Raw genomic sequence first — 12,868 nt, 5'->3', positions numbered from 1 at the left:
ATGAGCGATATTCTCGACCGACTCGACGCTGCTCTGGCCGACCGACGTCATGCAGATTCCGAGTCATCCTATGTAGCATCCTTGCATCACAAGGGGCTGAACAAGATACTCGAGAAGGTCGGTGAGGAAGCCGTCGAGACTGTACTGGCAGCGAAGGACGTCGACAGCGGAGATTCAGCCACGCAACAGGCGTTGATCGCCGAGACGGCCGACCTGTGGTTTCATAGTCTTGTCATGTTGTCCCACCTTGGCCTTGACCATCGCCAGGTCCTCGATGAACTGGCGCGGCGCTTTGGCGTCTCGGGTCACGATGAGAAGGCGGCTCGGCAGCACGGGCAAGACTGAGCAGGTGACCCACGAGGAAATCAGGATGATCACCTCGCTCGCCTGACGAATCGTGCAATGACGATAAAAGCAACTGATGGCGCCATGCGCCAAACCTTGAGGAAGCTCTTATGTTAGGTGGTATCAGTATCTGGCAACTGCTGATCGTACTCGGCATCATCATTCTGATCTTCGGCACCAAGAAGCTGCGCAACGTCGGTAGCGACCTGGGCGGAGCGGTCAAGGGCTTCAAGAAAGCCGTCTCCGAAGAAGAGGAAAAGAAGAACGAGTCCAGCGCCGACCCTCAGGCCCAGGTGCGTCATGAAGACGACACCACCGGCACCAACAGCACTGGCACCAACACCTATGACGTCGAGGCCGAGCGCAAGCCGGAATCCTCCGACGAGCGCAAGTAAGCCTCCATGCTGGATATCGGCTTCCTGGAACTGCTGCTGGTGGGTGTGGTTGGTCTGCTGGTGCTTGGCCCCGAGCGACTACCCCGGGCGGCCCGCACGGCCGGACTGTGGATAGGGCGGATCAAACGCTCGGTGTCAGGCATACAGCGCGAGATCACGTCGCAACTCGAAGCAGAGGAGTTGCGCCAGAAGCTCAAGGAGCAGCAGAGTAAGCTCGACGATAGCGTCAAGCGGGCGCGGCAGGGTGTCGAGTCACTGGGTGACAGCGGCAAACCAACCGGCGCCGGGACCCGCAGCGACAATGACGCCAGCACATCCGGTGAGGCCGATGCGGACAGTTCTCCCGTGTCCTCCTCGTCCCCGGCGTCATCTGCTTCCGACTCGGCTTTCCGTGCACAACCGAACTCGCCTGATACTTCCTCGCCTGACAGGGACTCCGCCACGCGATGAGCCAGACCGACAAGACGCCCTCCTCCACTGAGGAGGGCCATGCGCCCCTGATAGAACATCTGGTTGAGCTACGCTCGCGGCTGTTGCGAGCTGTGGTGGTCGTTCTGGCCATCTTCCTCGGGCTGTATGCCTTCTCCAACGACATCTACCAGTTTGTGGCCGATCCACTGCTGAAGCTGCTGCCGGCAGGGTCACAGATGATCGCCACTGAAGTGGCATCGCCCTTTCTGGCACCCTTCAAGCTGACCCTGGTGGTCGCGGTGTTCATTGCCGTTCCGTTCGTGCTGCATCAGGCCTGGGCTTTTGTCGCCCCCGGCCTCTACGAACAGGAGAAGGCACTGGCATTACCGCTGCTCGCTTCCAGCGTGCTGCTGTTCTACCTTGGCGCCGCCTTTGCCTACTATGTGGTGTTCCCGCTGTTGTTTGCGTTCTTCACCCAGACAGGGCCAGAAAACGTCACGGTGATGACCGATATCAATGCCTATCTCAACTTCGTGTTGAAGATGTTCCTTGCCTTCGGTATCGCCTTCGAGATTCCCATCGCTACCTTCCTGTTGATTCTGTCTGGGGCGACAACTGCCCAGAGTCTGGCGACCAAGCGGCCCTATATCATCCTTGGCTGCTTCGTGATCGGCATGCTGCTGACCCCTCCGGACATCATCTCTCAGACTCTGCTGGCCGTCCCCATGTACATGCTCTATGAGGTGGGACTGCTGATGGGACGATTGGTGAAGCGCAAGCGAGAGGAGCGCGAGGAGCGCGAGGACGCCACCGAGGAATAGCTCCCTGCTGGTGGCCCAACATGAACAAGGCGCGGCCCTTGGGCCGCGCCTTGTGTCTACATACCGAACAGGCCATCACGACCTGCCGAGTCAGGAAGTGATATCAATGATCTCGTCGATACGCTCCACCAGCTTGAAGATACCGCTGGCGGCCTCGCCGATACTGTTGGCGAGCATATAAGCAGGAGTGGTCACCACACGATGCTCGAAGTCGACCACGATGTCGTCCACCGGGCAGGTGCGGTGCAAGCCCCCCATGGCACTGATGGCGCCAGCAACAGTGGGATCACTGCCGATGGTCACCGCGATACCATGCCCGAACAATCCCGGCACCAGTACTGGCGCAATGCACATCAGGCCGATCGGCTTGCGTGCGTCATGAAACTCGATCAATACTTCGCGTAGCACATCATGAATGACCATATCAGACCCCGCCTCAGCGAAGTTCGACAGGTTCTTTGCCGCTCCAAAGCCTCCGGGCAGGATCACTGCATCAAAGTCCGATGCCGACAGTTCATCCAGCGGTGAAATCTCACCACGTGCCAGACGAGCCGACTCTACCAGCACATTGCGGGACTCTTCCACCGCTTCACCGTGCTGATGGTCAATGACCTCATGCTGGGCGATATCCGGGGCAAAACAGCGATAGGCGATGCCCAACTGATCCAGACGCAACAGTGTCAGGGTGGCCTCGTAGATTTCCGAGCCGTCCTGTACACCGCACCCAGACAGGACTATCGCAACCTGTTTACTCATGTGTCTCTCCTTGAAGGGCAAAGTGCCGACATCCCACGGTCGGCTGATCAGCCACTACTCTAGAGAGTCACCGCGGGTGCGACAAGACGCGACTTTCGGCGCAGTCTGACGGGCCCTTATACTGGGTAATTGTCATACGTTTGTCATCCAACGCCACCATGATGTCGGGGTGGCGGAGCAGAACATTCCGTGGAGTACCGTCTTGAGTGTCATGAATTCCCGCCGTTTTCCAGCAACACGTCTACGCCGCATGCGTCGTGATGACTTCTCCCGTCGGCTGATGCGCGAGAACCAGTTGACCTCAGCCGATCTGATCTGGCCCGTATTTGTCCTCGAAGGTGAAGGGCAACGTGAAGTTGTCGCCTCCATGCCCGGTGTCGAACGACTGTCACTGGATCTGCTGATCGAGGAAGCCCGTGAGGCCTGGCAACTCGGCATTCCCGCCATCGCCCTGTTCCCTGTTGTGGATAGTGACAGGAAGAGTGAGTTGGCGGAGGAGTCCTTCAATGCCTCGGGACTGATTCAGCGCTCGGTACGCGCCCTCAAGGAAGCGCTACCGGAACTGGGCATCATCACCGACGTGGCACTCGATCCGTATACCAGTCACGGCCAGGATGGCATTCTGGATGAGAACGGCTACGTGACCAATGACCGTACCGTAGAGACTCTGATCAAGCAGGCACTCTCCCACGCCGAAGCCGGTGCCGACGTGGTCGCTCCTTCGGACATGATGGATGGCCGTATTGGCGCCATTCGCCAGGTCCTCGAGCAGGAAGGCCTGCAGAATACCCGCATCATGGCCTACAGCGCCAAGTATGCCTCGCGCTACTACGGCCCGTTCCGTGATGCCGTGGGCTCGGCCACGAACCTCGGCAAGGCCGACAAGTCCACCTATCAGATGGACCCGGCCAACGGTGAAGAGGCCCTGCATGAAGTCGCCATGGACCTCGCCGAAGGCGCCGATATGGTCATGGTCAAGCCCGGCATGCCCTATCTGGATGTCGTCAGACGCGTCAAGGACGAACTGCGGGTTCCGACCTACGCCTATCAGGTCAGCGGCGAATATGCCATGCACATGGCAGCGTTCGACAACGGCTGGCTGGATGCCGACTCGACGATTCTCGAGTCACTGATGTGCTTCAAGCGCGCCGGTGCCGACGGAGTGCTGACCTACTTTGCCAAGCGAGCAGCTCGACTGCTGGCAACCCCCTGATGGCTGGAAGGGCCCCTTCCAGTTCGCCCTTGTGAGGATTGACCATGGAAGACGCCCAGCGAGACGACACCACTGCAACCGAGGCTGACGACCTCGGCAAGTCTGACGTTTCCCTGTCGGACGATTCGCAGGCCGACTCTCCCGTTCCACGCCTGAATCAGACCGGAACCGGCATCAAGCCCAAGGCGTTACCGGATCCGCAGGCCGACCTGAACGATCCGAGCCTGTACTTCAACCGTGAGCTATCGCACCTGCAGTTCAATATCCGCGTGCTCGAACAGGCTCTGGATGAGGCTCATCCACTGCTCAATCGGCTGATGTTCCTGTTGATCTTCTCGTCCAACATGGACGAGTTCTTCGAGATTCGCGTGGCCGGACTCAAGAACCAGATCATGATGGCCGACGATGGCACTGGCGCAGACGGGCGTGGCGCCCGCTCGGTGCTCGACGAGATATCCAGCGTCGCGCATGACCATGTTGATCGTCAGTACCGAATTCTCAATGAGCAGTTGATTCCGGCCATGGAGACCAGGGGGATTCGCTTCCGTCGCCGCACGACCTGGACGAAGGCGCAGCGAGAATGGGTCTACGAGTACTTCCGTACCGAGATCGAGCCGGTCATCAGTCCCATCGGCCTGGACCCGTCACATCCCTTCCCGCGTCTGGTCAACAAGAGCCTCAATTTCATCGTCGAACTGGAAGGCAAGGACGCCTTCGGTCGTGAGGGAGGTCTGGCGATCCTGCCGGCGCCGCGCTCACTGCCACGAGTCATCGCGCTGCCGAAAACGCTGTGTGAGGATGGCTTCGATGAGTATGTTTTCCTGTCATCAATGATGCATGCGCATGCCGAGGAAGTCTTCCCGGGCATGAAGGTCAAGGGCTGCTACCAGTTCCGACTGACGCGCAACGCCGACATGACCGTCGACCCAGAAGAAGTCTCCGACCTGGCCTCGGCGCTGCGTGGTGAACTGCTGGCACGCCGCTACGGCAGCGGCGTACGCCTCGAGGTCGCCGACAACTGCCCCGAGGAGCTATCGGATTTCCTCGTCAAACAGTTCCAGCTCGAGAGCGGAGACCTGTATCGCGTCAACGGCCCGGTCAACCTGACACGTATGATGTCGGTACTCGGCACTCTCGATCGCCCTGACCTGATGTACCGCCCCTTCACTCCGGGCCTTCCCAAGTCAGTACGCAAATCCGAGAGCCTGCTGCAGGCCATGCAGGAAGGCGACATTCTGCTTCACCACCCTTTCCAGTCCTTCGTACCAGTGGAAGATCTGTTGCGCGAGGCGGCTCTCGATCCCGATGTACTGGCCATCAAGCAGACGCTCTATCGCACCGGCGCCGACTCCCCCATCGTCAATGCCCTGGTCGAGGCTGCCAGCAACGGCAAGGAAGTCACCGTCGTCATCGAGCTGCGCGCGCGCTTCGATGAGGCCGACAACCTCGCCCTTGCCTCACGCCTCCAGGAGGCCGGGGCCATCGTCATCTACGGGGTCATGGCCTACAAGACCCACGCCAAGATGATGCACATCGTGCGCCGAGAGAAGGGCGAGTTGCGTTACTATGCGCACCTCGGCACCGGCAACTACCACTCGAAGACTGCCAAGCTGTATACCGACTACAGCCTGATGACGGCCAACCCAGTGCTCTGCGAAGACGTTCACAAGGTCTTTCAGCAGCTGTCCGGCATGGGTCGCGCACGTCATATCGAGAAACTGCTGCATGCTCCCTTCACCCTGCATGAACGGGTGGTGGAGATGATCGAGCGCGAGGCCGCCTATGCAAAGAAAGGCAACCGCGCGCACATCATCGTCAAGTGCAACTCGCTGACTGAACCCAAGCTGATCCAGGCGTTGTACCGTGCCTCTCAGGCCGGGGTCGAATGCGACCTGATCATCCGCGGCATGTGCTGCCTGCGCCCCGGCCTGCCGGGCATCTCGGAGAACATTCGGGTGCGCTCCATCATCGGTCGCTTTCTCGAGCACACTCGGGTCTACCACTTCCACAACGATGGCAAGCCCGAGACCTGGTGTTCCAGTGCCGACTTCATGGCACGCAACATGTTCCATCGCGTGGAAACCTGTTTCCCGCTGCTCGACAAGAAGCTTGCCGCCCGCGTACGCAAGGATCTCGAGACCTACCTGGTCGACAATTGCCAGAGCTGGCTACTGCAGAGCGATGGCACCTACACCAAGCAGGAACCGGGCGACGCCGCCCCGATCAGCGCCCAGGAAACCCTGCTCTACGCCTACGCTGCACGCGCCTGATCATCAGCAACGCAGCATCAGAAGTGCCGAGCCCTTCATGGTTGCCTACCGTGAAGGGCCTTCACCATGCGCATGATGATAACTATCCACAGTGGGAACGAGCTCTGCCCAATCAATATGTTACCGGCATTCAGGTTGTGACTTACCAGCGACCCGTTACACTACGTGAATATTTTTGCGTGGAGAGAGCCCCCAATGAGCACCCCGGGTGATTCGCTGGATCCATTACCGGATGGCGCCATGGATACCGACTACACGGTCGGTCAGGACAATATCGAAGGCCAGGTCGGTCCCTTTGACTACGACATACACGACCCGGTGTTTCTTGTCTCGTCGCTGACCGCTGTTGCCTTCATCCTGCTGACACTGATATTTCCCACCACCGCAGGAGAGGTCTTCAAGGCTATCGTCGGCTTCGCCACCAGCACCCTCGATTGGTACTTCATGATCGTGGTCGACTTCTTCATCCTGTTCAGTGTCGCCCTGATCTTCTCCCCCTATGGCAGGATTCGTCTCGGTGGCAAGGCCGCTCGACCCGAGTACAACTACCTGTCCTGGTTCTCGATGTTGTTTGCCGCCGGAATCGGCATCGGACTACTGTTCTTCGGAGTCCTGGAGCCTGTCTATCACATGGCGGTATCTTCCCCGCTGGATACTCTCTCGCCCTTCGCTGCCGACGGCACCATCAATGAGGATGCCATCGAGCGAGCCCGAGCCATGGGCCTGGCAGGGACCTATCTGCACTGGGGGATACACGGCTGGGCGGTGTACGTGGTGATGGCCCTGGCCCTCGGCATCTTCACCTACAACAAGGGCCTGCCCTTCTCGATTCGCTCGGCCTTCTTCCCGATTCTCGGTGATCGGGTCTGGGGCTGGTGGGGTCATGTCATCGACATCCTCGCCGTGTTCTCGACGCTGTTCGGCCTGGCGACCTCACTCGGGCTGGGTGCACAGCAGGCCAATGCCGGCCTGAACTTCATCTTCGGTCTCGAGATCAGTACCACCACCCAGGTGATCGTCATCATACTGGTCACCGCCGCGGCGCTGATCTCGGTGTGGCGTGGCCTCGACGGCGGGGTCAAGGTGCTCTCCGAGATCAATATGGTCATGGCCCTGCTGTTCTTCCTGTTCGTGCTGCTGGTCGGGCCGACTCTGGCGGCTCTCGATGGCTTCTGGACCGGACTGGTCACCTACGTCAGGGAGTTCATCCCGCTGTCGACACCCTTCGGGCGCACGGATGACAGCTATCGCCAGGGTTGGACCGCCTTCTACTGGGCATGGTGGGTGAGCTGGGCTCCGTTCGTGGGCATGTTCATCGCCAGGGTATCCCGTGGCCGCACCGTTCGCGAGTTCGTAACCTGCGTGCTGCTGATTCCAAGCATGACGATATTCATCTGGATGGGCGTCTTCGGCGGTACTGCCATCGATCAACTCTTCGCCAATCCCGACGCCAGTCTGGTCAAGGAGTATGTGATCGACAACTACAGTCCAGAGCTGTCGCTGTTCGGGATGCTCAATGAGTTGCCGTTTACCGCCGTCACCTCGACCATCGCCATTATTCTGGCGCTGATCTTCTTCGTTACCTCATCCGATTCCGGCTCGCTGGTGGTCGATACGATCACCGCGGGCGGCAAGACGGATGCTCCGCGACCCCAGCGGCTGTTCTGGGTCATGATCGAAGGCCTGATCGCCATCGTGCTGCTGATCGGTGGTGGTCTGTCGGCTCTGCAGGCGGGAGTGACGGCCACCGGCATCCCGTTCTCCATTGTGATGCTGGTGATGTGCTACACCATCGTGCGGGCATTGCACAGCGAGCCACGCTGACTCATTCGGTATCATGCAGACAAGGAGGCCCCGCTCATTCGAGCGGGGCCTCTGGCGTTGGCGCTGGTATTGGCGCTGGTGTTGAAAGCCTCAGGAATCACACGCCGATTATGCCCCCGTCGTCCTTCTGGATCACCACCGTGGAGGCTCGCGGGCGCACTGTGCCGGAAGCCGCCTGAGTGGCGTCATCACCAGCTGGCCAGTTCCCCGGGTGCTGAATATTGATGAACAGCGCGGTTCGATCAGCCGTGGCAAAGATACCGGTGACCTCACAACCATTGGGGCCCACACAGAAGCGCTTGAGAGCCTGCTGGTTATCACCGGAGACCACCGCAGCGGCCCCGTCGGCCCTCTGCAATGCGGCCGGTACTACCGCCAGCACCTGGTCATTGGTGGCATCGGCGACACCGGCATAGCCGTTGTCGGTCTCGATCCACAGAATTCCCTGACCTTCATCACGCTCGTCGAAGTAGAGACCGTCCGGACTGGCGAACTGGTTGCTGTCGGTCAGACCGGACAGATTGTCGGCGTCATTGGCCGCGGCACCGAAAACAAACACCTCCCATTCGAAGACACCCTGATCTTCGCCCTCGCGCCAGCGAATGATCTGGCCACCCTCGTTGGCCGCACGCGGGTTGGCCGCATTCGTCGGGGCAGTGGCGTAGCCGTTGCCTGGTGCCGCAATATCATCCTCATTGCCGGTAAAGGTCGGCTCGGAGCCTTCCTCGGTACGCTTGCTGTTGTTGGTCAAGGTCATATAGACCTCACCGGACGTCGGGTCCACTGCTCCCCACTCCGGCCGATCCATGGGCGTAGCACCCAGCAGGTCGGCCGCATCGCAAGTGTGGATGATGATCCCGGCATGATCGTCTGCCGCCAAACCCAGAGCCTCCGCCAGGGTTCGCCCATCCGCTGTGGTGGCATCCGGCGTCACCGCCAGCCACTCCCCACTGCCATCTGCATTGAAGCGCGCTACATGGAGAGTACCCTTGTCCATGTACTTCGCGCCGATCGCCAGACGATTAGCCTCGGCACCCACTACCGGTGCATCGGCTGGGTCCCAGACGGCTTCGGAAACAAACTTGTAGATGTACTCGTTGCGTGAGTCGTGGCCGGAATAGAACACCACCGGCTGCCCCTCGACCAGCTTGCCCGGCCAGCAACCTTCATGGCGGAAGCGGCCCAGTGCTGTGCGTTTGACAGCCTGTGCGCCGGTATAGGGGTCAATCTCGACGATATAGCCGAAGGTCCGCGGCTCGTTGCGATAGTCCTCGCTGGCCGAGGCGCCCCCTGGCGTTGCATTGAAGCGACTGAATTCGCCTTCCTCTTCCGAGGCATCACCAGCCGCGGTTTCCCAGCCATAGCGACCCCGGCCGGTGGGGATCCCCAACCGGTCATCATCGGTCTCGCGACCCTCATCCTTGATGAAGATGTCCGGCCAGTTCTCCTCACAGGTCAGATAGGTGCCCCAGGGGGTATAGCCGTTGGCGCAGTTGTTGTTGGTACCGCGAGTCAGAGTGCCCTCGGGAGAGTACTTCGTCCGCACATAGTCACTCCCGGCCACCGGCCCGGACAGTGCCATCGGTGTGGCACTGGTATACCGCCGGTTGAAGGCTGAGCCACGCACATGCTGCCAGACACCGTTGTCAGTCTTCTCGACTTCCACCAGCGTGATACCGTGGGCGTTGATCTCGGTACGCACCTCATCGGCAGGTCGCTGCCCCTCGGCCATATTGGTCGGGCCGCCCTGAGGCGCCCACAGGGCATTCTCATCGATGTACTCGTTGTTCATCGCCAGAATGAAGCGGCGTGAAGCGCTGTCGGCATCCAACGGAAAAGCATGCATACCATCATGATGCATGCCGACGCTGTTGGCCTGCATCTCTGGCGTGAGTGCCAGGTCCTCACTCCAGTCCGGTGCCGTGTCATTGAGCGGAGCGCCCCAGGGCACCAGCACCTGAGCACTGTAACCCGGCGGAACCACGATGGCGTCGGTGCGTGATCCGGCCAGCGACTCGAAGGCCAGCGTCAACGGGGTCTTTGCCAGGCCAGAACTATTGGCCAGCGCCGAGACACCAAAGCCGCCCAACGCTCCCATGGCGGCCAGGCCCAGTCCCCCTTTCATGACCGCACGCCGCGATACATGGCGCTCGAGTACCGCCGAGAACGGTTCATTGCTGCTGGAGTTCAACAGGCGATGATCTTCAATTTCCTTGCTCATGGGGGACGGCCCTCCTCAGTTTTTTCTTGAGCGACGTCTACGGCCGCTTCGCGACAGGCGAGACGCTACCCCCTATGCATGACATCTCCATGACAGCACGGTGTTTTCTGCTGGGCCCCGCGTGACTTTCCCCACTCCCACAGCCTTCAGGTACAAATTTCAGGTACGAACCAGAAGGCCCGCCTGCGGAAGCAGACGGGCCATGGGATCCATCCTGTCAGACGCTACCGGTTAGACACCGATCTCGCCCCCATCCTCGCGCTGGATGACCACCGTGGAGGCACGCGGACGCACCGTACCGCTGGTCTCGACAGTGGCATCATCACTGGATGGCCAGTTGCCGGGATGCTGGATATTGATGAACAGCGCTGTCTTGTCTGGAGTGGCACAGATGCCCGTCACCTCACAGCCGTTGGGGCCAACAGCAAAGCGGCGAAGTTGCACCTGGTTGGCCGAGCCAATCACCGCGGCATCACCATCGCTCTTCTCGACGTTACCGGGCACCACGGCCAGCAACTGATCGTTGGTATAGTCGGTCACCGGGCCATAACCGTTATCGGTCTGGATCCACAGAATGCCATTGCCGTCACCACGGTCGTCGTACCACAGACCATCGGGACTGGCGAACTGGTTGAGCTCCGTCAGACCGGACAGGTTATCCGGGTCAGCCGCTGCCGCACCGAACACGAACACTTCCCAGTTGAATACGGTGGCATCACTACCTTCGCGCCAGCGAATGACCTGGCCGGCACCGTTGTCGGGTCGCGGGTTGGCGGCATTGACCGGCGCGCTGGCATAGCCCGCCCCCAGGTCCTCGATGGCATTGCCATTGTTGATCTCGGCTGCGGTACCTTCCTCGGTACGGTCACTATTGTTGGTACAAGTCATGTACACGTCGCCGGTCTCGGGGTCTACCGTGCCCCACTCCGGGCGATCCATCGGCGTAGCCCCCATCAGGTCGGCGGCATCGGCGGTATGGATGATGACCCCGGCCAGGTCGTCGGCAGCCAGGCCCAGCGCGGCGGCCAGGGTGCGCCCATCCGGCGCGACAGCATCCGGTGTCAACGGCAGCCATTCACCACTGCCGTCTGCATCAAAACGCGCCGCATACAGGGTTCCCTCATCCATGAAGCGATCACCAATGGCCAGGCGATCGAGACTCTTGCCGGGCTGGTTCAGGTAGGCAGGATCCCAGACTTCCTTCGAGACGAATTTGTAGATGTACTCGTTGCGACTGTCGTGTCCGGAGTAGAACACCACCGGCTGCCCGGCAACCAGTTTGCCCGGCCAGCAGCCCTCATGGCGAAAACGACCCAGCGCAGTACGCTTCACCGCACGTTCATTGGTATAGGGATCGATCTCGACGATATAACCGAAGGTCCGTGGTTCGTTGCGGTAGTCCTCCGTGCCCGAGGCCCCAGTCGGGTTGGCATTGAAGCGCGCGAATTCATCATCGACTTCACTGGCATCACCGGCAGCGGTTTCCCAGCCATAACGGCCACGTCCTGCGGATATCCCTAGACGATCGTCATCGATGGTGCGTCCTTCGTCCTTGACGAACACCGCTGGCCAGTTCTCCTCGCAGGTCAGATAGGTTCCCCATGGAGTGTAACCATTGGCGCAGTTATTGTTGGTGCCACGCGTCAAAGTGCCATCAGGAGAATATTTCGTCCTGACGTACTCACTCCCCGCCACCGGGCCACTCAATTTCATTGGCGTAGCGCTGGTATAACGCTTGTTGTATGGCGACCCCTCGACATGACTCCACTTTCCGTCCTGTGCTTTTTCCAGCTCGACAATGGTCACACCATGAGCATTGATCTCCGTGCGAACCTCATCCGCTGGACGGGCACCATCTGACGAGTTTGTGGCTCCCCCCTGAGGGAACCAGAGGGCACCCTGGTCGATATATTCATTATTCATGGCCAGCAGCAGATGGCGCGAGGCGCTGTTATCACTCAGTGCGAAATTATGCATGCCATCGTGCTGCATACCGACACTGGCCGCCTGAAAGTCGGGAGTGATATCCAAGTCGTCACTGAAGCTTCCCGCACCCGCCAGAATGGCGGTCCCCCAGGGTACAACCACTTGAGCGGTATAGCCCGGCGGAACCACAACCGCATCTGTGAGCGATCCAGCGATGGACTCGAAAGCCAGAGTCAGCGGGCGTTTCTCGGGTCTATCATTATCGTCGTCGTCATCATCGAGACGACAGCCGGCCAGGCCGAAGCCGCCCAGCATGGTCATGGCCGCCAACCCCAACCCACCCTGAACAACACCACGACGTGATACATGCTTGTCGAGAACAGAGGAGAATGGCTCATTTTCACTAGGGTTCAATACGCGATGATCTTCGATTTCCTTGCTCATCTTTTACCTCAAGCCCGGTCGTTTATTGATAGATATTTTTCAGCCCTGCGACATCGCTTATCAGCGAATCAACCCTCAGTAATTGAGCCAATCGCTGATCCAGTCTCGACACAGCATCACTGAAAGCCAGCACCGGCTGCGAGGATAGAAATATCGGGTGACACTTGAGTTAACAAAAAAAGACAACTCCATAAATTCCAGGATCGGCATCAGCATCGTCACGAAACAGTAACGAAACCGCC

At 59.7% G+C, this 12,868-nt stretch carries 10 protein-coding genes; 7 read left to right on the top strand and 3 right to left on the bottom strand.

Translation table 11 applies throughout. The annotated features are described in order from the left end of the window. From BUE38_RS20415 to tatC, 4 genes are all read left to right on the top strand, one after another. The gene (locus tag BUE38_RS20415) at nucleotides 1–345 is read left to right on the top strand and encodes a phosphoribosyl-ATP diphosphatase (RefSeq protein ID WP_073437090.1); all 345 of its coding nucleotides are present in this window, start codon (nucleotides 1–3) and stop codon (nucleotides 343–345) included. A 110-nt stretch (nucleotides 346–455) separates the two neighbouring features. Further along, nucleotides 456–740: a Sec-independent protein translocase subunit TatA gene (gene tatA / locus BUE38_RS20410; protein ID WP_073437089.1), complete on the top strand. Its 285-nt coding sequence runs from the start codon at nucleotides 456–458 to the stop codon at nucleotides 738–740. A gap of 6 nt (nucleotides 741–746) precedes the next feature. Beyond that, entirely contained in the window at nucleotides 747–1,190 is a 444-nt protein-coding gene (gene tatB / locus BUE38_RS20405) for a Sec-independent protein translocase protein TatB (protein WP_073437088.1), read from the top strand. Beyond that, nucleotides 1,187–1,972, top strand: a complete 786-nt coding sequence (gene tatC / locus BUE38_RS20400; RefSeq protein WP_073437087.1) for a twin-arginine translocase subunit TatC — start codon at nucleotides 1,187–1,189, stop codon at nucleotides 1,970–1,972. The genes tatB and tatC overlap by 4 nt, the downstream gene beginning before the upstream one ends. A gap of 90 nt (nucleotides 1,973–2,062) precedes the next feature. On the opposite strand, the gene elbB is transcribed toward tatC, so the two are convergent. After that, nucleotides 2,063–2,728 carry an isoprenoid biosynthesis glyoxalase ElbB gene (gene elbB, locus BUE38_RS20395; RefSeq protein WP_073437086.1) on the bottom strand — a complete coding sequence of 222 codons (666 nt, stop codon included), beginning with the start codon at nucleotides 2,726–2,728 and terminating at the stop codon, nucleotides 2,063–2,065. Nucleotides 2,729–2,939: 211 nt separating this feature from the next. Between elbB and hemB the strand changes: the two genes are divergently transcribed. From hemB to BUE38_RS20380, 3 genes are all read left to right on the top strand, one after another. Continuing rightward, nucleotides 2,940–3,941 carry a porphobilinogen synthase gene (hemB, locus tag BUE38_RS20390; protein ID WP_371860440.1) on the top strand — a complete coding sequence of 334 codons (1,002 nt, stop codon included), beginning with the start codon at nucleotides 2,940–2,942 and terminating at the stop codon, nucleotides 3,939–3,941. Nucleotides 3,942–3,985: 44 nt separating this feature from the next. Next, nucleotides 3,986–6,211 carry a polyphosphate kinase 1 gene (gene ppk1 / locus BUE38_RS20385; protein WP_084542070.1) on the top strand — a complete coding sequence of 742 codons (2,226 nt, stop codon included), beginning with the start codon at nucleotides 3,986–3,988 and terminating at the stop codon, nucleotides 6,209–6,211. Between the two features lie 195 nt (nucleotides 6,212–6,406). After that, nucleotides 6,407–8,035, top strand: coding sequence for a BCCT family transporter (locus BUE38_RS20380; RefSeq protein WP_073437085.1), 1,629 nt, complete (start codon nucleotides 6,407–6,409; stop codon nucleotides 8,033–8,035). A gap of 97 nt (nucleotides 8,036–8,132) precedes the next feature. Here BUE38_RS20380 and BUE38_RS20375 read toward each other — a convergent pair whose 3' ends face one another. Together BUE38_RS20375 and BUE38_RS20370 are read right to left on the bottom strand one after the other, a co-directional pair. Beyond that, on the bottom strand, nucleotides 8,133–10,256 hold the full coding sequence (locus BUE38_RS20375) for a PhoX family protein (RefSeq protein ID WP_073437084.1): 2,124 nt from the start codon (nucleotides 10,254–10,256) through the stop codon (nucleotides 8,133–8,135). A 231-nt stretch (nucleotides 10,257–10,487) separates the two neighbouring features. Next, complete coding sequence (locus BUE38_RS20370; RefSeq protein ID WP_073437083.1) at nucleotides 10,488–12,626, bottom strand: PhoX family protein; 2,139 nt, start codon at nucleotides 12,624–12,626, stop codon at nucleotides 10,488–10,490. Nucleotides 12,627–12,868 lie beyond the last annotated feature (242 nt).

It is taken from the genome of Halomonas cupida, from assembly GCF_900142755.1.
Taxonomy (GTDB): domain Bacteria; phylum Pseudomonadota; class Gammaproteobacteria; order Pseudomonadales; family Halomonadaceae; genus Halomonas; species Halomonas cupida.
This window is presented reverse-complemented; position numbering and strand designations above follow the sequence as displayed.